A 21,454-nucleotide genomic window follows, 5' to 3' on the forward strand; every position below is an offset into this window, starting at 1 on the left:
ATTTACCAGACCAGCGCCTTGTCCCACCCCTTCCAGAACAACCACCGCCGCACTTCGCCATGCGCGCCGGTGCCGATCTGCCATTCAGGCCGCCCGCTGCCCAGGGCAATCACCGAAATGAAGCCGGCATGGCTCGCCGCAACCAGCGTGCGCCCGTCCGCGCTGAGGTCCATGGCACTGATGGTCGAACCCAGGTAGTGCTGCCAGTGTTCCGCGCCATCCTCGCCAAAGGCCCGCAAATAGCCGTAGGCGTCACCGACGATATACTCGCCATCGCCTGCGACCCCAGCGTAAACCCGCGCCCCATCCTGTAGCAGCGGTGTGCGTGGGTCTTCACTGTAGTAGTCGGTATCCAGCCCCGGCAGGTCGGCCACGCGCACCCCGAGCGTGCCGCCGTTGTAGAAGTGGCAGGCATTGACGATCAACTGGTCGCCGCGGCGGTTGAACAGGGCGAAATGCGGGTACTCACCCCCTGGGCCTATCTGTGCCACCAACGCCAACTGATCGTTCAACACCACATGGCGGCTGCTCTGCTCGCCGACCACGATCAGGCGCCCATCCGGCGACACCGCACCATGCTCCATGGCCAGGCCCAAGGCGATATCGTCCGGGTCGGTGCCTTCGGCCAGCTCTTCGAGTATTTGCGATTGGCGCGGCAGCAGCCGGGTGGCGCCTTCGGCCGCCAGTAGGAAGATGCCCTCGGCGCTCACCAGCAGTACCCGTTGGCCCTGGGCGAAGGGCACCAGCGTGGTGGGTGTCGGCGGCAGGTCGAAAGGGTCGAAGGGGTAACCGGCTGGCAGCCCCTCCAACCCACTAGGCCAGGGCAGCCGGGCGACCTGCGGGCCGCCCCAGCCATCGGTCACGCGCACGCCCTCGGCGTTGGCCAGGGCAAAGTAGCGGCGTTGCGGGCAACGGCCGAAATGCTCGATACCGATGACCGGCGTCACGCCCTGCTGATCGATGCGTACTACCTGGCCCTTTTCATAGGGCATGCCAATGCGTGCGAGCAGGCTGCCGTCGTCCAGCAGCAAGACATTGCTGATACCTTGCCCATGCGTGTCGAGCAATGGCACCAGCGGCAGGTGTGCAGGCGGCCAGGCCGTGCGGAAGGCCTGGCGTTGCTGTTCGTCTACCCCCGGCTGGTTGATCGCTTGCAGGGCGGCCTGCCAGGCGTCGAGCAAGTGCTCTGTGGCAGCGTGCTGGGGTTCTTCGAGGTCATCCCAGCCCTGCTCGCAGCCTTGCGCGACGTAGCGGTTGATGGCCTGGGCGTAGGCGGTGACCGCCTGCTGCCACTGCTGCTGGGGTTGTTGCTTGTCCATGGGCGGATCGGGCTCCTTGTTCCGCTTGCAGTTCACACAAAGCGCGCATGTTACGCGCAATGTGCGCGGGTTGTGAGGCCTGGTATTGACGCGTACCATGCCGGCATTCCTTCCAATAACAAACCCGTGCCTCAGCGCGGCCGATACTTGGCCCCTGACGCGCGTCTTTTCGCCATGCCTGCGGAGCATAGAATTCCACCCATGAACGGACCCATACCCACCGACCTGCCGCCGACCACCGGTGGCGGCAGCTGGCTGAGCGTCATTGCCCTGGCCTTGGCGGCCTTCATCTTCAACACCACCGAATTCGTCCCGGTGGCGCTGCTCAGCGACATTGGCCGCAGCTTCGACATGAGCACCGCTCAGGTCGGCCTGATGCTGACCATCTATGCCTGGGTGGTCGCCCTGGCGTCGCTGCCGATGATGCTGCTGACCCGCAACATCGAGCGACGGCGCCTGCTGTTGTTCGTGTTTCTGGTGTTCATCGTCAGCCACCTGTTGTCGTGGCTGTCGCAGAGCTTTGCCATGCTGCTGGTGAGCCGCATCGGCATCGCCCTGGCCCATGCCGTGTTCTGGGCCATCACTGCGTCGCTGGCAGTGCGCGTGGCGCCGCCTGGCCAGCAGGCCAAGGCACTCGGCCTGCTGGCCACCGGCACCACCCTGGCGATGGTGTTGGGTATTCCACTGGGCCGCGTGGTAGGGGAAGCCTTGGGCTGGCGGGTAACGTTCCTGAGCATAGCCGGGGTGGCATTGGCCACCATGCTTTGCTTGATGAAGTCGTTGCCGCTGCTGCCAAGCCAGAACTCCGGTTCGCTACGCAGCCTGCCGATTCTGTTCAAGCGCCCGGCCCTGGTCGTCACCTACCTGCTGGTGACGCTGGTGATCACCGCACAGTTCACTGCCTACAGCTACATCGAACCCTTCGCCCTGAACGTGGCGCAGATCAGTGGCGAGCGCACTACGTTGTTGCTGCTGTTGTTCGGTGGCGCCGGGGTGTTCGGTTCGGTGCTGTTCAGCCGCTACAGTGAGCGTTTCCCCCAAGGCTTTCTGGTGGGTTCGATCGGCCTGCTGGCGGCTTGCCTGCTGTTGCTGTTGCCGCTGTCGGGCAACTTCTACGTGTTTTGTGCGTTGAGCATGTTCTGGGGCGTGGCGATCCTGAGCTTCAGCCTGTCGTTGCAGTCCAAGACCTTGAAGCTGGCGTCCGATGCCACTGACGTGGCCATGGCCTTGTTCTCGGGTATCTACAACATCGGGATCGGCGGTGGGGCACTGCTGGGCAGTATCGTCAGCAGCCAGATGGATGTGGCCTATATTGGCCTGGTCGGAGGTTGTGTGGCGGTGGTGGGCTTGGCCCTGGCCTTCGCCAGCACGCGGCGCTTTCGCGAAGCCTTGGGCACCTGATTGACCGTGCCGGCCGCTTCGTGGGTTTGCCCGAGAAGCGGCCGGCGCAGCCACCATCAAATTCAACCAAGCAGCGCCGCCCAGGCCGACACCAGCAACATCCCCGCCAACCCTCGGTTGAACCACAGCAACCGCGCAGGGGCCTGCAACCAGCGTGCACTGCCCACCCCCAGCAGCGCCCAGGCCGTCATGCACGGCAGGGCGATCAGCAGAAACACCAGCGCCAACTGCCATACCGGCAGCGCCGGCGCGGCAAATACCCCGATCACCGCCACTGCCATCATCCACACTTTCGGGTTGACCACTTGCAGCGCAGCTGCGCTGAATGCATCGAAAGGCTTGTCTGCGCTGAGGTCCAAAGGCTGCCCGGCGCTGCGCAGAATGCGCCAGGCCAGCCAGCTCAACCACAGCACGCCAGCCCAGCTCATCAGTTGCTGGGCCAGGGGATGACGCAGTAACAGCTCGCCCAGCCCAAGCCCGACCAGCAGCACCACCGCCGCCGCTGCGCCACAGCCGGCCAGGATGGGGGCCACGCTTGCGCGCAGGCCCTGCCGTGCACCGTGCGCCAGAATCAACAAGTTGGTCGGCCCCGGGCTGATGCTGGCAACCAGGGCGAAGAGGATGAAGGGCAATAACGACTGCGACATGACACAAAGCTCCGAGGGGTCGAAGCACCATGTTCGCCGTCAGGCTGCCGTCAGTCTGGAAGGTTTGAGCAACGCCTGCGGTAGTCGGCCGGGGTCAACCGATAGGCCCGGCGGAACCAGCGACCCAGGTGGCTCTGGTCGGAAAAACCCAGCGCCATGGCCACTTCAGCGGGCGTCTGGCCTTGGGCGAGCAGGCGCCGGGCGCGGGCCAGGCGCAACTGGATCAGGTACGCGTGCGGTGCCAGGCCGAACGCGGCCTTGAAGGCACGGGTCAGGCGAAAACGATCGACGCCACAAGCCTGGGCCAGGTCTTCCAGGCCGATGTCACGGTCCAGGTGGGCATGCAGGTAGTCACGTGCGCGCTGAGCGGTCAGCGGCAGGCGAGGGTCCGGGTTGAGGCGTTTGCGCCAGTGCAGGTGGCGGGTCAGGCAGGCGAGCAGGTCGTCCATGGCCGTCTGGCGGACGATGCGCAAGTCCTGATTGTGTACGGTGTGAAAGGCCAACCGGGTGGCCTGTACCAGGCGCGCGTCGTGGCACAGGGTATCGGCAAAGCTGGGCAGGCTGGCGCTGGGTGCATGCTCGAACAGCGTTCGTAACTGGTCTTCGAGCCATGCAGGCTCCAGGTACAGCGTCGAGTAGGTAAAGCCTTCCTCGGTCGGCGCGAGGCCGTCGTGGAGGTCGCCGGGCTCCAGCAGAAACACCTGCCCCGGCGTGCTGCGATGGCGCACCCGCCGGCAGTTGAACTGCTGCACGCCTTGCTCGGTGATGCCAACCAGAAAACTGTCATGCCAGTGGGGGTCGTAGGCATGCCCGATGAAATGCGCGCGGACCGACTCGATGCCGGTGTCGGCGTCTTGTTTGAGGTCGATCCAGTTGCTCATGGGGGCAGCCCGTGGGTAAAACGCTACCTTAGCGCAAGTGCCCGTATCAGTCTGGAACGATTGTGCAGCCCTTGTTCAGCAGCCGGGGCCGCAGGGCTTCGAAGCGCTCGCGCAGCCACAGGTGCAACTGCGTCACTGCCGGGGTCAGCTGCTTGCGGTGTGGGCAGACCAAGGTGACCGGCGTCGGCTCGCCCAGGTACTCGGGCAATAGGATCTCCAGCTCGCCCGCCTCGATGTCGGCGCTCACATCCAGCCACGATTTATAGACGATGCCTTCACCTAGCAGGGCCAGTCGGCGGATCACGTCGGCGTCGTCGCTGACCAGCGGCCCCCGTACCTGCACGGTGCGGTTGCCCACCCGCCATTTGTCATACACCCGGTTCTGTTGCAGGTACAACAGGCAGGCATGTTGCTGCAGTGCCTCCGGTGTCTGCGGCCGGCCGTGGCGCGCCAGGTAGTCCGGGGAGGCAACCAGCACCCGACGGTTCCAGTTGGCCAGGGGCAGGGCGATGTAGTTGGCGTCCTGGTTGAGGCCATAGCGGATGGCGATGTCCACCGGGTCGCGATTGAGGTCGGCCATCTGGTCGGACAGAAAGAAGCGCAGGTGCAGCGCCGGGTGCTCGCGACGGAACGCGCTCAGCCAAGGCAGCAGCATGTTGCGGCCCATGTCCGAAGGTGCCGAAACCTGCAGGGTCCCGCGCAAGGTACTGGCGTTGCCGTGCAGGTCCTCGCGGCCTTGGCGCAGGCTTTCCAGCACGTTCTGCGCCGTTGGCAGGTACAGCTCGCCCTCGGCGGTCAGGCGCAGGCTGCGAGTAGTGCGCGCGAACAGGCGCACGTCCAGCTCACGCTCCAGGCGCTTGATGGCGGCCGCCACCTGGCCCGGCAGCAGTTCGGCCTCGTGGGCGGCGGCTGTGAAGCTGCCCAGCACGCTGCTGCGCACGAACAGTTCGAGGTCGGCGATGCGTAGCATTTTCACTCCTGAGATGAAAGTGTTGCTGCATTGTGCCGGTTTTTCTTTTTTGCAGGAAAGATAACATGCGCGACAAATCCCATTCACCGCAGGAGTTGTTGCATGGATACCGTTTCCCTGGCCAAGCGCCGCTACACCACCAAGGCTTACGACGCCTCGCGCCGCATTCCTCAGGCCACGATCGACGCGTTGCTCGAGCAACTGCGCCACAGCCCGTCCTCGGTCAACTCCCAGCCGTGGCACTTCGTCGTCGCCGACAGTGCCGAAGGCAAGGCACGGTTGGCCAAGAGCACCCAGGACCGTTTTGCCTACAACTCGCCGAAGATCCTCGATGCGTCCCATGTGATCGTGTTCTGCACCCGTACCGAAATGCCCGAGGCTCATCTGCAGGCGCTGCTAGACCAGGAAGCCGCCGATGGTCGTTTTCGCGACGAGCAGGCCCGCGCGGCGCAGAACCAGAGCCGTCGCCATTACGTCGACCTGCACCGTTTCGACCAGAAAGACGTGCAGCACTGGATGGAAAAGCAGACCTACCTGGCCTTTGGCACCGCGCTGCTCGGCGCGGCGGCGCATGGCCTGGATGCCACGCCCATCGAAGGCTTCGACAGCAAGGTACTGGATGCCGAACTGGGCTTGCGTGAGCAGGGCTTTACCAGTGTGGTGATCCTGAGCCTGGGCTACCGTAGCGAGGGTGATTTCAATGCGGGGCTGAACAAGTCGCGGTTGCCGGCTGCGAAGGTATTTACCTTCTTGTGATAGCACCAGGGGCCGCCGACCGGCCCCTGCTTTGCGCCTTACCAGAGCGCCAGCGAAGCCGCCGCTGTGACCCTGGCGAACACCTCGAGTGCTTTATCCACTTCGGCCTCGGTGCTGAAGCGTCCGATACTCAAACGCACGCTGTTGCGCGCCCGGCGTTCATCCAGCCCCAGGGCCAGCAGCACATGCGAGGGCGCATTGCTCGCCGAGTTGCAGGCCGACGTGGTCGACAACGCCAACTCACCGGCCAACGCGGCACTGTTGAAGCCTTGGCTATCGATACACAGGTTCAAGGTATGCGGGATGCGCTGCGTGGCACAGCCATTGAGGCTTACCGCCGGCAAGGCCAGCAACCCGTCGCGCAGGCGCTGGGCCAGTTGTTCGATGCGCTGGTGTTCACTGTCGCCCGGCTGGCCCGCCAGGGCGAAGGCGCTACCCATACCGACGATCTGGTGGGTTGCCAGGGTGCCGGAACGCAGCCCCTGCTCATGCCCACCGCCGTGCATCTGCGCGCGCATCAGTTCGCGGGCACGCGGGCCGACGTAGAGCGCGCCGATGCCTTTGGGGCCATAGGCTTTGTGGGCCGAGAACGACATCAGGTCCACCGCCATTGCCGCAAGGTCGATGGCCAGCTTGCCCACCGCCTGGGCCGCGTCCACATGCAACAGCGCCCCATGGGCACGCACACGCTCACCAATGGCGGCGAAATCGGTCACGGTACCCAGTTCGTTGTTGACCGCCATCAGCGAGACCAGGCGGGTATCGGCGCGCAATGCCGCCTGCACGGCATCGGGCTGAATCAGCCCGCCCGCATCCGCTGCCAGGCGCGTGATGGACCAGCCTTGGCGCTCCAGTTCAGCGACCGTGTCGAGCACGGCCTTGTGTTCCAGCTGGCTGGTGATCAGGTGGCCCGGTTGGCCGATGCCTTGGGCGGTGCCTTTGAGTGCGAGGTTGTTGGATTCGGTCGCGCCCGACGTCCATACCAACTGATCGGCACGGGCGCCAACGCGTTCGGCCACCTGCTGGCGTGCCTGTTCCACCGCGTTGCGGGCAGCCTGACCATAGGCATGGCCACTGGAGGCGGGGTTGCCGAAGTTGGCGTGGCGGCCAAGGCAGGCGAGCATCGTTTCGATGACGCGGTCGTCAACGGGGGTGGTGGCGGCGTAGTCGAAGTAGAGCGGGGCGCTGGGCATGGGGTGGGTCCGTGTCTGTCACGTTGGATTCGATGATCGTTGGTGCAAGCGTACCCGCCCGTGGGCTGATGGTTTTTGTCTTATGCCTGGCTGATTGTGCCCAGGCTTGGAAAATAATTCTCGCTTTGCCCGTTTCTGGAGAAATTAATTATCAATACTCGGCGTAAACGACCTTTGGCAATCGCCTCAGGCCGGCGCCAGCGCGCGTTCTTCCTCGGCCACAACCCGTTCGCACAACTCGATGATCTGCTCGCGCATCCAGCGGTTGGCAGGGTCTTGGTCAGTGCTCTCGTGCCAGTACAAGTGCGTTTCCAGCGCCGGTACGTCCACCGGCAATGGCTGGTAGCGCAATTGATGACGGCGGGCGAAACGTTCGGGGACAGTCATGGCCATGTCGGTCTGCTGCAACACCTGCGAAGCCATCAGGTAATGCTGTGAGCGCAAGGCAACCTTGCGCTGTACGCCCATCTTGCCCAAGGCCAGGTCAACATAGCCCAGGCCATTGCGGCGGCTGGAAATATGGATATGGGTCATGCCCAGATAGCTGTCCAGGGTCAGTTTGCTGTCGGCCAGCGGGTGGCCTTGGCGCAGGGCGCAGACGTAGCGGTCTTGCATCAGTTTGACGTGGCGCACCTGAGGGTCGGTGTTCAGCGGGGCATCGACCGCGAAATCCAGGCGCCCGGCCGCCAGTTCCTTGGTGGTTTCGCGCCGTTTGCACAGGAAGCTTTCAATCAGCACAGCAGGTGCCAGGCGGCGCAGCCGCTGGAACAACGGCGGCAGGATCACCGCTTCGGTCAGGTCGGTCATGCTGATGCGAAAGGTCTTGTTGGCCTGCTGCGGGTTGAAGATACGGCTTTCTTGCACCGACGTGCGCAGCAGGGCCAGGGCGTTGCGCACCGGGCCAATGATGTTCTGGGCCATGGGCGTGGGCACCATGCCTTGCGCGGTACGCACGAACAGCGGGTCGTTGAAGGTTTCGCGCAGTCGCGACAGGGCATTGGACACCGCCGGCTGAGTGATGCCGACAATTTGCCCGGCGCGGGTCAGGTTGGCTTCGGTGTAGATCGCATCGAAGACGATGAACAGGTTGAGGTCGACCTTGCTGAGGTTCATGTGCGCCGCTCATTGTTGGAATTATTGCCCGATCATATATCGGTTATGAATGTTTATACACGCGGAAAATAGACTAGGTGGATGGGCGCTTGCTGCTCTAGGCTCTGGCCCATGTACTCCGAACCGTGAAGGTAGCCCCGATGGATTTCGCCTATTCGCCCAAGGTCCAGGCACTGCGCGAGCGCGTCACTGCGTTCATGGATGCCTACGTCTATCCCGCAGAAGCGGTGTTCGAGCGCCAGGTCACCGAAGGTGATCGCTGGCAGCCCACCGCGATCATGGAAGAGCTCAAGGCCAAGGCCCGCGCCGAGGGGTTGTGGAACCTGTTCTTGCCCGAGTCGGAGTACGGCGCCGGGCTGAGCAACCTGGAATACGCCCCACTGGCCGAAATCATGGGCCGCTCGCTGCTCGGGCCAGAGCCGTTCAACTGCTCGGCACCGGATACCGGCAATATGGAAGTGCTGGTGCGGTATGGCAGCAAGGCGCAGAAACGCCAATGGCTGGAGCCGCTGCTGCGCGGCGAGATCCGCTCGGCGTTCGCCATGACCGAGCCGGACGTGGCCTCGTCAGACGCCACCAACATGGCCGCCACCGCCGTGCGTGATGGCGATGAATGGGTCATCAACGGCCGCAAGTGGTGGACATCCGGCGCGTGCGACCCGCGCTGCAAGGTCATGATCTTCATGGGCCTGTCCGACCCCGAGGGGCCGCGCCACCAGCAGCACTCGATGGTGCTGGTGCCGACCGATACGCCGGGCGTGAAGATCGTGCGGCCATTGCCGGTGTTCGGCTACGACGATGCGCCACATGGCCATGCCGAGGTGCTGTTCGAGAATGTGCGCGTGCCTTACGAAAACGTGATCCTCGGCGAGGGCCGCGGTTTCGAGATCGCCCAGGGGCGCCTAGGCCCAGGCCGTATCCACCATTGCATGCGTTCGGTCGGCATGGCCGAGCGGGCGCTGGAGTTGATGTGCAAACGCTCGGTCGAACGCACCGCCTTCGGCCGCCCACTGGCCCGCCTGGGCGGCAACGTCGACAAGATCGCCGACTCGCGCATGGAAATCGACATGGCACGCCTGCTGACCCTCAAGGCGGCGTACATGATGGACACGGTGGGCAACAAGGTGGCGCGCAGCGAAATTGCCCAGATCAAGGTAGTGGCGCCGAATGTGGCCTTGAAGGTAATCGACCGGGCGATCCAGATGCATGGCGGGGCAGGGGTGAGCGGTGACTTCCCCTTGGCGTACATGTACGCCATGCAACGCACCTTGCGCCTGGCCGACGGGCCGGACGAAGTGCACCGCGCGGCGATTGGCAAATATGAGATCGGCAAGTATGTGCCGGTGGAGATGCTGCGCAGTTCAAGATGAAGCCGGTGGCCTTCTTGCTCGTATGCCGGGCAGAAGGCATTCAACGGCTCACGGCGTCTTGAGGTCCACCACCAGATCCTTTGCAGCCTTGGTTGCCAGCACACTCATGAGCTTGGTCATTTCATCCTGGCGTCCGATGCCGGACTCTGCCCCGCCGCCCATCATCACGTTGGGCACCGGGGCGCGTGCCGCCGCATCGGCCCAGGCGCGATTGATCTGCACCAGCGCGTCAAGCTTGGTTTGCAGCGCGCCATCGGCCTTGATCGATGCTTCACGTGCGTGAGCCTCGGCATCGGCAGTTATTCGGGTGGCTTCGGCATTTACCCGGGCCTTGTCACGCAGCAGTTCAGCGGTCTGCTTGTCGATCTCGGCCCGCCGTTTTTCTCGCTCCGCGTTGATCAGCGTGAGTTGCTTCTCGGTTTCGGCTGCGGTGGTGCGTTCGATCTGCTGGCGCAGGCTTTCCTGGCGCTTGGCTTCGACATCCTTGGCGCCGCGGGCAGAGACAAGTTGCTTTTCTTCTTCCTCCTTGAGCCTGTTCTGCCGGGCCACCGCCAGTTCGGCCAATGCTTGCTGCACCCGAACCATTCGCTCCTGATATTGCGGGTTAGGGTCGATATGCGTCACCCGAGCATCGACGACTTCGACGCCGAACAACCGGAACTGTTGCTGCTTACGCATTTCCTGGCCGTCCTTGTCGAGTTTCTTCTCGATGATGAAACGGGTCGCAGAGTTATCGCCAAAGCTGCCCTGGTCTGTACCGGCTTGAAGGATGGCTGTCTGAGCCGGATAGTTGTCGCGCTGCACACGAATTTCCTTGCGGCTGGTCAGGTACAGGCCGTTGCGCAACTGGTTTTCGAATTCGGCGCCGAAGTGGCTGCGGTTACCGGCGTAGTAGTCATCGGCGCTCATCAACGAGGCGGTGGCCTGCAATGTTTCCTTGACTGCCGGCAACAGCGCGCGTTGCAGGAAGTTGTCCGGCGTGCGGTATTCCTGGGCAATCTTGAGAAAGTCGTCGCCTGACGGCAGGCGAAACTGGGTGCTGAATTCGGCCTTGGCGTCGACGTTGCCCAGGAACACGATGGGCAGGTTGTCCAGTGTTACCGAAGGGGGCCCGCGGCGGGCTTCGTCCTGCCCGTCCACTTGCAGCGCCGACTGTACACCGATGGTCCGGCGCCAGACAGTACTGCGGCCAAACCATTGGGTTGCATAGCCCACGTCTTCGACAACTTTTTCTTCGCCGAATATCGTTCGCACATGGGTCATCTGGCCTGCTTCGTTGTAGAACAACACTGCGTTGAACAATGCAGCGAGGCCGCCGACGACTAGTACCGGGAGGGTGATTGCGGCGACAAGCTTGCGGTTGATGCGTATTTGGGTGATGTCAGGGAGGGTAAGCTTTTGCATGGGAAATCCTTGTCCGGAGAACGCGCATGCTGGCTAAAAAAGGAGGGGTTGAACAATCAGGGAATTCGGTGGGTGATGTAGGAAGTTGTAGTGCCGTACTCGTGGAATGCACTTGAGAGCCAGCTGTAAGTGAAATGCGTATTTGGTGTAGGGAGTGTCTGGTTTGCACGTTCGGGCACTAAAAACCCTATTGCAGCTGTTAGGTTTCGACACCTTACTTTTGCACAGGGAACTTGCCGATGCGTGTCAATCTGGGTGGGAAAGGCCAGGCGGTAGATGGCGATATCACCACGACGGGTGCTGTTTGCATCGCTGCCGGCCACGCTTATTTGAGCAATGGGCGCAGGGTTCTCCGGGAGGGGGACAGAACGACACGTTGCCCGCGCTGTGGCGAGCAAGGGACTGTGGTTGAGGGCGTTCGGTGCTTCATCTCCGGCGGTCAAGCCGTGGCCATGGACGGTGCGTTGGTGGCCTGTGGTTGCCCGTCCGGCAGCAATCGGGTCGTGGCACCGTTGGGTGCGGCTACGCCATCCCTTCAGGCATTCGCGAACAGTTGCGCAGTGCCTACCGCAGCGGCTGACGCTCATCCGAAAAGCCTCGTGCGGGGTGCGGTGACTGCGATGCCAGGCACGTTGGAGCCGGGCTTCTACGTGGTGCCCAAAAGCATGTCGTTCTCTCACGTTCTGCTGCAATTATCCGAGCAGGACGCCAGCTTGCCGATTTCCCGTTTGCAGCGGCTCAACCCCACCTTCGCGCAAGGGTTCAAGGCGGGAGAAATCTTCGTTATCGGTGACCCGGACAATGGTGATGCCTGTACCCGCGAAGAGGCCAGGCTGATGGCTGCCGCTGAGGATGCACGCCATGCGTTGGCAGCGCTCGATTTCGCGGAATCCGACTTCATGGTGCAGCACCAGGCTGAGATCGCCGGTTTGCTGAGTAGTGCCAGCCAGTCGATGGGCGTGGGCAAGGACATGCTTGATCAAGGGTTGAAGCAGGTCAAGAGCACGCTGAACCAGATCGAGCAGTTGCATCAGCGTGAGTTCTTGCGGCATGGGCATTTGAACAGTCGGGAGTTCTTCGCCTCTCGGCGGCAGCTGTTGCAGCAACTGGATGTTCAGTTGAAAGCGGCGCTGCTCAATAAACAGCTTAACCTCGGCAACTATGAACGCCTCAAGAAGAGTCTGAATATTTCTACCAAGCGTCTTGTGCACCATTGGTCTAAAGCGGGTGGGGCGGGGCAGATACCGGGGTATGCGACGCATCTCGATAAAGTGGCGAAGCTATCCAAGTACCTTAAGCATGGTGGGAATGCGGCTATTGGACTCAGTGGGACTTCGTCGTATCTTAATGTGAAAGAGGTCTGCCAGGCAGGAAGCACAAAGGCGTGCCGAAAAGCCCGTTTCGTAGAAGCTGGAAAATTCAGCGGTGGCGTTGGTGGTGGGATGGCAGGTCCGATCGTGGCCACTGCAGCCTTTGGCACATTGTGTGTTGGCTTTGCCGTGAGTACAGCAGGAGTGGCGGCTCCACTGTGCGGTATCTTAATAGCGGGAGGTGGTGGCCTAATTGGCAGCAAGCTTGGAGAGTTAGCCGGTGAGCACGCAGGGGAGTATCTTTACGAGGTATCAGATGACGGATATTAACGCTTGGCCGGCAATTGTAAAGCTGCTGTTTATTGTTGTGCCATTTTTTATCAGTATGGTAGGGGTTGCTACTATTGTTTACATCACTTCGACGCGCGATTACCACGTCGTATGTGCTGCGGTCACGAGTGATCCTGCCCTGGAAGCGCTCAAAGTCACGCTGGGTACATCCACATTTAAATGGCGTTTAGTTCTAATGTGTACTATCGGCTGGCTTTTTGTTTTCCCAGGGCGAGCTCTGCGACGTCGGCAGTTGACGATGGAAGAGCTACAAGCATTTCCACCGAGGCTTAAGCGAAAACTGGTAGTGTCTTTATGGCTAACCACCGTTGGCTTCACAGGGATGGCAATTTTCACGTTGGTGCTTGAATTTACAAAAGTTAAGATTTGATTTTCACTTTTATGTAACACCTTTTCGCGGCGAGTCGCCGCGAAAAGGGTCTCAACTGACAGAGTTCTGCTTCGTGTCACATGGCTTGACCGCAGTTGTTTGCCCAGTAGCAGCTTGTTCCGGAGAATCCCCCTCCACCGTCGCCTTATCCTCCCGCGTCTTCACCAGCGACACCACCACCCCACCCAACAACAGCCCAAACGTCACCCCCAACGACAGCAACGCCGGCACCTTGCCCACCATGCCGTGGTAGAAGATCTTGCAGCCGATGAAGATCAGCACCATTGCCAGCGCATACTTGAGGTACACGAATCGGTGCATCAACGCCGAAAGCGCGAAGTACAGCGAACGCAAACCCAGGATGGCAAAGATGTTCGAGGTGTAGACGATGAACGGGTCTTGGGTAATGGCAAAGATCGCTGGCACGCTGTCGACGGCAAATACCAGGTCGGCCAGTTCGATCAGCACCAGCGCCAAAAACAGCGGCGTGGCATAGCGCAGCGCCTTGCTGTGCCCGGGCGGGGTCAGGCGCACGAAGAAATGCGAGCCGTGGATCTGGTCGGTAACGCGCATGTGCCGGCGCACGAATTTCAGAATCGGGTTGTTGGCAAGATCTGGATGGCTGTCTTCTTTCGACAGCGCCATCTTCACCCCGGTGAACAGCAGGAAGGCGCCGAAGATATACAACACCCATTCAAAGTTCTGCACCAGTGTCGCACCCACGCCGATCATGATCGCGCGCAGGAACACCACACCCAGAATGCCCCAGAACAATACCCGGTGCTGGTAGCGGCGGGGGATGGCGAAGAAGCCGAAGATCATCGCCATGACGAACACGTTGTCCATTGACAGCGACTGCTCGACCAGGAACCCGGTGTAGAACTCCAGCGCCGACTGCGCGCCCAGCTCGAACCAGACCCAGGCCCCGAACAGCACGCCGACGCTGAAATAACCCGAGTACAGCAGCAGGCTCTCGCGCATTTCGATCTCGCGGTCCTGGCGGTGCAGCACGCCCAGGTCGAGCACCAGCAAACCGATGACGATGGCCATGAACACCAGCCACAACCAGGTGCTGGTACCGAGAAACGGGGTGGTGAGGAATGTGTGCAGAGCCGTCATGAGCCCCTCCTTGATTGTCGACGTTGCATGGCAACAGTGATCCGACATGGCGGCTTGGCAGCCGTCAGAGGGGCCCGGTATCACATAGGCTTGAGCCTAGCCGCGTTTCCCCGGGATGCCGAACGCCGACCTGTTACATTTCTTTGCCTGGTGCGCGGGCGCTTCAATAGACCCACACTTCCACTCGCCGATTGCGCAAGCGACCTTGTTCCTGGTCATTCCCGGCTACCGGCAGCTCATCGCCCATGCCGGTCACTTCCAGCACGTCCACGCCATCGCGTGCCAGCTCGCGGCGCACCGCCAGCGCCCGCAAGCGTGAAAGCAGCGCCGCACGCCCCGGTGTTTCCTTGGGGTCGCCAAAACCCACCAGCACCGCCTTGCTCTGCAGCTTGCCCGCCTGGCGCAGGTAGTCAGACACCCGCTGCACATCGCGCAAGGCCTTGTTGTCGAGGCTGGCACTGCCTTCCTGGAAGCGAAAGTTCACACTCAGCCGCTGCGCTTGCTGGGCCAGGGTTCGGTAGCGCGGCGGCATGTCGGCCTGGGGCTGCACAGCCTGGGCCTTGACTTGCTGCGAGACGAAGCCCAACTGGGCGACGATGGCCTGGCCAGCCGGGCTCTGGGCGAAGTCGGCCAGGGCCTTGGCCTGAGGTTTGGCATTGGCTGGCAGGTAGAAATACAAGCGCCGCGACAGGGGGTAATCTTCGCTGGCCACCTGCGCGCGCTGCGGCAGCATGGCCGGCGCATCGCCCTCGGCGACTGCCAGCACCTTGGCCCCGTGCACTGCGGCCAGGCTGCTGAACCCGATAGCCTGGCGGTCGCTGCTGACCCGCTCGGCCAGCTCATCACTGGACTCAAAGCGCTGCGCCTGGGCCGACAGCACGCCTTGATGAGGGTCGAGCACCAGTGCCTTGAACGTTTCGTAGGTGCCGGAACGGTCGTCGCGGGCGTAAAGGTGAATCGACCCTCCGGTGATGCCCAACTGGTCCCAGCGCTGGACTTGCCCAGAGAAGATTTGCGCCAGTTGCCGGGTGGTCAGTTGTGGCAGCGGGTTGTCGGGGTGGACGATCACCGCCACGCCATCCAGGCCGATGACCTGCTCGGCGCTGGCCGCGCGCAAATTGCCCAGGGCCTGCAGTTGGCGCACTTCTGCGTCGTTGATCGGCCGTGAGGCGGCAGCCAGGTCGGCCTCGCCACCGCCCAAGGCAGCGAAGCCAGTGCTGGAACCATGCGCGGCGATATCGATACGCAGCGGTTGCCCGCGCACGTCGCGGGCAGTGATGACGGTTTCGTTGGCCTGCGCGCCGGGGGCCTGCTCGATGGCGGTTGCCTGTTGCGAGCGCAATTGCCCTTGGACCAAGGCCGGCAGCAGCGCAGCACCGATGGTGTTGGAGCCCTGCACGCGCAAATGGGCAGAATCGGCCAGGGCCGATAGCGGCAGCAGGGCGAGTAGAGCGAGCAGCAGGCGGGGCATGCCGGGCTACCTATGGCATAGAGTTGCCCGGCAGATTACGACGGTTGCGTGATGGAAATATGACAGTCACCTGGGGCCGCGTTGCGGCCCCAGCACCCTCAGTGCGCGCCTGCCGACTTGCTCAGGTCACTCTCTGCCCACTCGGTATAGATGCAGGCATCGGCCACCGCCCAGCGCACGTTCACGGTGTCGCCGGGCTGCATCGGCATGCCTGCCGCAGACAGCGCCTTCACGGTCATCTCGGTACCGCCTGCGGTGACCACATGGCAGGTCTGGCTTTCACCCAGGAACAGCACCTCGGCGACCTTGGCAGCCACCTCGTTCCAGCCGGGCGGCAGGGGTTGCGCCGCAGCCTGGGCAGTGGTCAACGCCAAGGCTTTTTCCGGGCGCACCATGATCAGCGCCTCCTGCCCGGCAGCCAATCCGGCGGTCAGGCGGATCGCCACAGGCTGGCCCTCGAAACTGCCCGCGCCGTTGCTGCTGGCCTTGATCCGCAGGAAGTTGGAGTTGCCCAGGAACGAGGCGACGAACGCATTTGGCGGGTTCTGGTAAAGGTCGTAACCACTGCCCAGCCCGACAATCTTGCCGTGGCTGAAGATGGCGATGCGCTGGGACAGGCGCATGGCCTCTTCCTGGTCATGGGTCACATAGACGATGGTGATGCCCAAGCGCCGGTGCAACTGGCGCAGTTCGTCCTGCAGGTCTTCACGCAGCTTCTTGTCGAGCGCGCCCAGCGGTTCGTCCATCAGCAGGATGCGGGGCTCGTAGACCAGCGCCCGGGCAATCGCCACGCGCTGCTGCTGGCCGCCGGACATCTGCGAAGGCTTGCGGTGGGCGAACTTCTCCAGTTGCACCAGCTTGAGCATGGCGTCGACCCGCTTGTTGATTTCGGCGCTGCCAAGCTTGCGGATGGCCAGGGGGAAGGCGATGTTGTCACGCACGTTCAGGTGCGGGAACAGCGAGTAGCGCTGGAACACCATGCCGATATCACGCTTGTGCGGCGGTACGTTCACCAGCGATTGACCCTCGACCAGAATCTCGCCGCTGCTCGGGGTCTCGAAACCGGCCAGCATCGACAGGGTGGTGGACTTGCCCGAACCGCTGGAGCCGAGAAAGGTCAGGAACTCGCCGTCCTGGATTTCCAGGTCGAGGTTGTCCACGGCGGTGAAGTCGCCGTAGTGCTTGTTCAGGCCGCGCAGGCTGACCAGGGTCTTGGTGTGCGCGTTGTCTTTGATCACTGCACTCATTGTTGTTCTCTCCGGCACTCAGGCGTTGACTTCGGTGCGCCGGCGCAGGGCGGCGGCAATAATCATCACAAGCAGGGACAGGCCGATCAGCAGCGTCGAGGCCACGGCGATCACGGGGCTCAGGTCCTGGCGCAGGGTGGTCCACATCTTCACGGGCAGGGTCTGCAGGTCGGGGCTCGCCATCATCACGCTGAGCACCACTTCGTCCCACGAGACCAGGAAGGCGAACAGGCCGCCGGCGATCATCCCCGGGCGAATGGCCGGGAAGGTCACCTTGAAAATCGCCTGCAGGCGCGAGGCCCCGCAAATGACCGCAGCGTCCTCGATCGACTGGTCGAACAGCTTGAGCGAGTTGATGATCGAGATGATGGTGAAGGGCAGGGCGACGATCACGTGGCTGACCACGAACGCGAACAGCGTGCCGGTGTAGCCCAATTTGAGGAACAGCGCATACACGGCCACGGCGATGATCACCAGTGGCACGATCATCGGCATGGTGAACAGGCCGTAGAGCATCTCGCGGCCGGGGAAGCGGCCACGTACCAGGGCAAACGCGGTGGGCAGGCCCAGCAGTACTGCGGCGACCGTGGTCAGCACGGCGACCTTGAGGCTGGCCAGGGCTGCGTCCATCCACTCAGGGTTGGAGAAGAACTGGCCATACCATTTGAAGGTCCAGCCCGGTGGCGGGAATACCAGCCACTGGGACGAGCCGAACGACAGCAGCACGATGAACACCACTGGCAGCAACAGGAAGGCGGCGATGACCCCGGTGGTCAGGTACAAGCCCGTACGCAGCGGGCGGCCCATGGCATTGGGTGACAGGAGCATGGCGGATTACCTCGCGTTGCCGACCGGGGATTCCGGCTGCAGCTTCAGGTACAGGTAGAAGAGCACCAGGGTGATGACCACCAGCAGTGCGGCGGCGGCGCTGGCCAGGCCCCAGTTGAGGAACGACTGCACCTGCTGGATGATGAATTCGGGCAGCATCATGTTCTGCGCACCGCCGAGCAGGGCTGGGGTGACGTAGTAACCGAGCGACATCACGAACACCATCAACGCCCCCGAGAACAGCCCCGAGCGGCACAGCGGCAGGAACACCTTCCAGAAGTTGGTCCACGGGCTGGCGCCGCAGATCGAGCCTGCTTGCAGCACCATCGGGTCGATGGCATGCATGGTCGCCTGCAGCGGCAGCACGATGAACGGGATCATGATGTAGCTCATGCCAATCACCACGCCGGTGAGGTTGTGCACCATTTCCAGCGGGGTATCGATGATACCCATGGCCATCAACGCCTTGTTGATCACCCCCGAACTCTGCAGCAACACCAGCCACGAGTAGGTGCGCGCCAGCAGGCTGGTCCACATCGACAGCAGCACGATGTTCAGCAGCCAGCGGCCCCAGCCATTGGGTACCAGGGTGATCGCCCAGGCCAGCGGGAAGCCCAGCAGCACGCTGATCAGCGTTACCACGCCAGCCACCGAGAAGGTGTTGAACAGCACCCGGGCGTAGGCCGAGTTGGCGAACAACTGCTCGTAGTTACCCAGGCCCGGCACCGGCTCCAGCACACCGCGCAGCAACAGGCCGATCAGCGGGGCGAAGAAGAACAGGCCAAGAAACAGCAAGGCAGGCAGCAGGTTGCGGCTGCCTTTCCAGCGCTGGCCCAGGCTTGCGCGGCGGGGGGCCGTTCCCGGGGCGCCGGTGCCCGTGGGGGCACCTTGCGCGTTGTGCAGGGCGTTGATGGCGACTTTCATTTGACCAGCCACTCATTCCAGCGCGCGGCGATGGCCTGGCCGTTTTTCGCCCAGTAGGCGAAGTCCAGGGTTACCTGGTCCTGGGCGTAGGCGGTTGGCAGGTTCGGCGCGAGGTCGGCTTTGAGCTTGGGCACGCTGTCCAGGTTGACCGGTGCGTACGCCGTGAGGTTGGCGAAATCGGCCTGGCCTTCGGGGCTGCTGGCGTTGGCCAGGAACTTCATGGCCGCGTCCTTGTTCTTGGCGCCTTTGGGGATGACCAGGAAGTCGGCCATGACCAGGTTCTGCTTCCAGCTCACGCCAACCGGTGCACCGTCTTGCTGCAAGGCGTAGACGCGGCCGTTCCAGAACTGGCCAAGCGAGGCTTCACCGGAGGCCAGCAGTTGCTGCGACTGGGCGCCACCGCCCCACCAGACGATGTCTTTCTTGATGGTGTCGAGTTTTTTGAAGGCGCGGTCCAGGTCCAGCGGGTAGAGCTTGTCGGGCGCGACGCCGTCGGCCAGCAAGGCCAGCTCCAGTACGCCGGGGCTCGGCCACTTGTACAGGGCGCGCTTGCCGGGGTAGGTCTTGGTGTCGAACAGCGAGGTCCAGTCCACCGGCTTGTTGGCACCGAGCTTGCCTTCGTTGTAGCCGAGCACGAACGAGAAGAAGAACGAGCCGACGCCATGATCGGAGACGAAGCGTGGGTCGATGCGGTCTTTCTTGATCGTGTTGAAATCCAGCGGTTCGAGCAGGCCTTCGCTGGCGGCGCGCAGGGCGAAGTCGGCTTCGACGTCGACCACGTCCCACTGCACGTTGCCGCTCTCGACCATGGCCTTGAGCTTGCCGTAGTCGGTCGGGCCGTCCTGGACGACTTTGATGTTGGTCGATTTGGAGAAGGGTACGGCCCATGCTTCTTTCTGGGCGTCCTGGGTGGTACCGCCCCAGCTGACGAAGTTCAGGCTGTCAGCGGCCTGCGTGGCCTGACATGCCAGGGTCAGCAGGCTGGCGGACAGCACTGCGGTTACACGTTTGCTCAACAGCATGGTTACGCCCTCGTTGCTTTTGTTATTCGAGGCGGGGCTTTTTGGTGCGCCCGCCAACAGTATTCGGGGAGCAGCTAAAACAAAGTGTCTTGTGGCCGATTGTGATTCTAGGTGCTGGCCTGCACATTCAAGGTCTACGGGATATCATATTATGGTATTCCAAACTTTTGGCAAGAGGCGAAGGCGACCGGCCATCACTCCACCTCTGCAAACATCCCAACGCTGTTGGGTGTAGGGGCGGTGTCAGCCTTCCACACCGGGTTCGAAGGGGATGCTCTGCACCACTTCCAGCTCATACCCCGCCAGCCCGGCGTACTTCAGCGGCGGCCCCAGATGGCGCAGCTTGCCCACGCCCAGATCCTGCAGAATCTGCGCCCCGGTACCGACCTCCGAATACACCTTGGACTGCCCGCGCTGGTAAGGCCGCACCGGTTGGGTCAGTTGCGGCACGCGTTCGAGCAACGCCTGCGAGGATTCATGGTTGGCCAGGATCACCACCACGCCGGTGCCTTCCTCGGCCACCTTCTGCAGCGCCGCCCACAGCGTCCAGTTGGCCGGGCCTGCATATTCGGCGCCCACCAGGTCGCGCAGCGGGTCGATCACATGCACGCGCACCAGGGTGGGCTGTTCGCGGCGGATATCGCCCATCACCATGGCCATGTGCACACCGCCTTCGATGTGGTCTTCATAGGTGACCAGGCGGAAGGTGCCGTGCACCGTGGGCAGTTCGCGTTCGCCGATGCGCTTGATGGTCTGCTCGGTGCTCAGGCGGTAGTGGATCAGGTCGGCGATGGTGCCGATCTTGATACCGTGCTGTGCTGCGAACACTTCCAGGTCGGGGCGGCGGGCCATGGTGCCGTCGTCGTTGAGCACTTCGACGATTACCGAAGCGGCGCTGAAACCGGCCAGGCGGGCCAGGTCGCAGCCGGCTTCGGTGTGGCCGGCGCGGGTCAGCACGCCGCCTTCGCGGGCACGCAGGGGGAAGATATGCCCAGGCTGCACCAGGTCTTCGGGGCGTGCGCTCGGCGCCATGGCCGCAGCCACGGTGCGTGCCCGGTCAGCCGCGGAAATACCGGTGGTAACGCCTGTAGCGGCTTCGATCGACACCGTGAAGGCGGTGCTGAACACGCTGCCGTTGGCCGGCACCATCTGCTCCAGGCCCAGGCGCTGGCAGTGCTCGTCGGTCAAGGTCAGGCAGATCAGGCCACGGGCTTCGCGGGCCATGAAGTTGATGGCCTGGGCGTCACAGCGCTCGGCGGCGATCAGCAGGTCGCCTTCGTTTTCTCGATCCTCGTCGTCCACCAGCAGTACCATTTTGCCTTGCCGGTAGTCTTCGAGGAGTTCTTCGATGCTGTTGAAAGCCATGTTGCACGCTCGCTGTGATGGGGTGATTATTATGGTATACCATCATACACAAATAGATTTGCAACAGGAGATCAGCGGATGAAAGCGTATTGGATCGCCCACGTGGACGTGACCGACCCTGGGCAGTACCAGCAGTACACCCAGCGTGCGCCTGCCGCCTTTGCGGCTTTCGGCGGGCGGTTCCTGGCCCGGGGTGGGCGCAGCGAGGCGATGGAAGGCAGGCAGACGCCGCAGCGCAGTGTGGTGATCGAGTTCGAATCGTATGAGCAGGCGCTGGCCTGTTACCGGTCCGAGCTGTACCAGGACGCCTGCGGCCATCGCCGAGGTGTGGCGAAAGCTGAGGTCATCATTGTCGAAGGGTTCGAGCCCTGAGCGGATGAGCGCCGGCGTTCT

At 62.7% G+C, this 21,454-nt stretch carries 20 protein-coding genes; 6 read left to right on the forward strand and 14 right to left on the reverse strand.

The features are described 5' to 3' along the window. Positions 1-2: 2 nt before the first annotated feature. Positions 3-1,319, reverse strand: coding sequence for a hypothetical protein (locus NP534_RS13130; RefSeq protein ID WP_274098972.1), 1,317 nt, complete (start codon positions 1,317-1,319; stop codon positions 3-5). 201 nt (positions 1,320-1,520) lie between these two features. Here NP534_RS13130 and NP534_RS13135 point away from each other — a divergent pair, with 201 nt between their 5' ends. Then, entirely contained in the window at positions 1,521-2,720 is a 1,200-nt protein-coding gene (locus NP534_RS13135; RefSeq protein ID WP_033698919.1) for a sugar transporter, read from the forward strand. Between the two features lie 62 nt (positions 2,721-2,782). Here NP534_RS13135 and NP534_RS13140 read toward each other — a convergent pair whose 3' ends face one another. Genes NP534_RS13140 through NP534_RS13150 form a run of 3 tightly spaced genes read right to left on the reverse strand, consistent with a single transcriptional unit; the run spans position 2,783 to position 5,218 of the window. After that, positions 2,783-3,367, reverse strand: coding sequence for a LysE family translocator (locus NP534_RS13140; protein ID WP_274098973.1), 585 nt, complete (start codon positions 3,365-3,367; stop codon positions 2,783-2,785). A 50-nt stretch (positions 3,368-3,417) separates the two neighbouring features. Beyond that, entirely contained in the window at positions 3,418-4,248 is an 831-nt protein-coding gene (locus tag NP534_RS13145; protein WP_274098974.1) for an AraC family transcriptional regulator, read from the reverse strand. Between the two features lie 46 nt (positions 4,249-4,294). Continuing rightward, positions 4,295-5,218, reverse strand: coding sequence for a LysR family transcriptional regulator (locus tag NP534_RS13150; RefSeq protein WP_033698913.1), 924 nt, complete (start codon positions 5,216-5,218; stop codon positions 4,295-4,297). A 102-nt stretch (positions 5,219-5,320) separates the two neighbouring features. On the opposite strand from NP534_RS13150, the gene nfsB reads away from it, so the two are divergent. Then, positions 5,321-5,974 carry an oxygen-insensitive NAD(P)H nitroreductase gene (gene nfsB, locus NP534_RS13155; protein WP_274098975.1) on the forward strand — a complete coding sequence of 218 codons (654 nt, stop codon included), beginning with the start codon at positions 5,321-5,323 and terminating at the stop codon, positions 5,972-5,974. A 38-nt stretch (positions 5,975-6,012) separates the two neighbouring features. Here the strand turns inward: nfsB and NP534_RS13160 are convergent, their stop codons facing one another. Next, positions 6,013-7,167, reverse strand: coding sequence for a cysteine desulfurase family protein (locus NP534_RS13160; RefSeq protein ID WP_274098976.1), 1,155 nt, complete (start codon positions 7,165-7,167; stop codon positions 6,013-6,015). Between the two features lie 186 nt (positions 7,168-7,353). After that, positions 7,354-8,280 (reverse strand): LysR family transcriptional regulator, encoded by a 927-nt coding sequence (locus NP534_RS13165; RefSeq protein WP_186663152.1) that lies wholly within the window; start codon positions 8,278-8,280, stop codon positions 7,354-7,356. Between the two features lie 140 nt (positions 8,281-8,420). Here NP534_RS13165 and NP534_RS13170 point away from each other — a divergent pair, with 140 nt between their 5' ends. Then, positions 8,421-9,650 carry an acyl-CoA dehydrogenase gene (locus NP534_RS13170; RefSeq protein ID WP_274098977.1) on the forward strand — a complete coding sequence of 410 codons (1,230 nt, stop codon included), beginning with the start codon at positions 8,421-8,423 and terminating at the stop codon, positions 9,648-9,650. Between the two features lie 48 nt (positions 9,651-9,698). Here the strand turns inward: NP534_RS13170 and NP534_RS13175 are convergent, their stop codons facing one another. Further along, entirely contained in the window at positions 9,699-11,054 is a 1,356-nt protein-coding gene (locus tag NP534_RS13175) for an SPFH domain-containing protein (protein WP_274098978.1), read from the reverse strand. Positions 11,055-11,293: 239 nt separating this feature from the next. Between NP534_RS13175 and NP534_RS13180 the strand changes: the two genes are divergently transcribed. Together NP534_RS13180 and NP534_RS13185 are read left to right on the forward strand one after the other, a co-directional pair. Continuing rightward, positions 11,294-12,694, forward strand: coding sequence for a PAAR domain-containing protein (locus tag NP534_RS13180; RefSeq protein WP_274098979.1), 1,401 nt, complete (start codon positions 11,294-11,296; stop codon positions 12,692-12,694). Then, the gene (locus NP534_RS13185) at positions 12,681-13,085 is read left to right on the forward strand and encodes a hypothetical protein (RefSeq protein ID WP_274098980.1); all 405 of its coding nucleotides are present in this window, start codon (positions 12,681-12,683) and stop codon (positions 13,083-13,085) included. The genes NP534_RS13180 and NP534_RS13185 overlap by 14 nt, the downstream gene beginning before the upstream one ends. 51 nt (positions 13,086-13,136) lie before the next feature. Here NP534_RS13185 and NP534_RS13190 read toward each other — a convergent pair whose 3' ends face one another. From NP534_RS13190 to ribBA, 7 genes are all read right to left on the reverse strand, one after another. Next, positions 13,137-14,204 carry a TerC family protein gene (locus NP534_RS13190; RefSeq protein WP_274098981.1) on the reverse strand — a complete coding sequence of 356 codons (1,068 nt, stop codon included), beginning with the start codon at positions 14,202-14,204 and terminating at the stop codon, positions 13,137-13,139. Between the two features lie 163 nt (positions 14,205-14,367). Next, positions 14,368-15,675: a substrate-binding domain-containing protein gene (locus tag NP534_RS13195; protein WP_274098982.1), complete on the reverse strand. Its 1,308-nt coding sequence runs from the start codon at positions 15,673-15,675 to the stop codon at positions 14,368-14,370. A 98-nt stretch (positions 15,676-15,773) separates the two neighbouring features. Continuing rightward, entirely contained in the window at positions 15,774-16,922 is a 1,149-nt protein-coding gene (locus NP534_RS13200) for an ABC transporter ATP-binding protein (RefSeq protein WP_033698901.1), read from the reverse strand. An 18-nt stretch (positions 16,923-16,940) separates the two neighbouring features. Then, on the reverse strand, positions 16,941-17,750 hold the full coding sequence (locus NP534_RS13205) for an ABC transporter permease (RefSeq protein WP_047581016.1): 810 nt from the start codon (positions 17,748-17,750) through the stop codon (positions 16,941-16,943). Between the two features lie 6 nt (positions 17,751-17,756). After that, positions 17,757-18,674 (reverse strand): ABC transporter permease, encoded by a 918-nt coding sequence (locus NP534_RS13210; protein ID WP_274098983.1) that lies wholly within the window; start codon positions 18,672-18,674, stop codon positions 17,757-17,759. After that, entirely contained in the window at positions 18,671-19,696 is a 1,026-nt protein-coding gene (locus NP534_RS13215) for a polyamine ABC transporter substrate-binding protein (protein ID WP_274098984.1), read from the reverse strand. Before NP534_RS13215 ends, NP534_RS13210 begins: the two co-directional genes overlap by 4 nt. A gap of 243 nt (positions 19,697-19,939) precedes the next feature. Beyond that, complete coding sequence (ribBA, locus tag NP534_RS13220; protein WP_274098985.1) at positions 19,940-21,061, reverse strand: bifunctional 3,4-dihydroxy-2-butanone-4-phosphate synthase/GTP cyclohydrolase II; 1,122 nt, start codon at positions 21,059-21,061, stop codon at positions 19,940-19,942. Positions 21,062-21,139: 78 nt separating this feature from the next. Here ribBA and NP534_RS13225 point away from each other — a divergent pair, with 78 nt between their 5' ends. Continuing rightward, positions 21,140-21,433 carry a DUF1330 domain-containing protein gene (locus NP534_RS13225; protein WP_227696215.1) on the forward strand — a complete coding sequence of 98 codons (294 nt, stop codon included), beginning with the start codon at positions 21,140-21,142 and terminating at the stop codon, positions 21,431-21,433. Positions 21,434-21,454: the final 21 nt, after the last annotated feature.

The organism is Pseudomonas sp. 39004 (assembly GCF_028682155.1).
Classification (GTDB): domain Bacteria; phylum Pseudomonadota; class Gammaproteobacteria; order Pseudomonadales; family Pseudomonadaceae; genus Aquipseudomonas; species Aquipseudomonas capeferrum.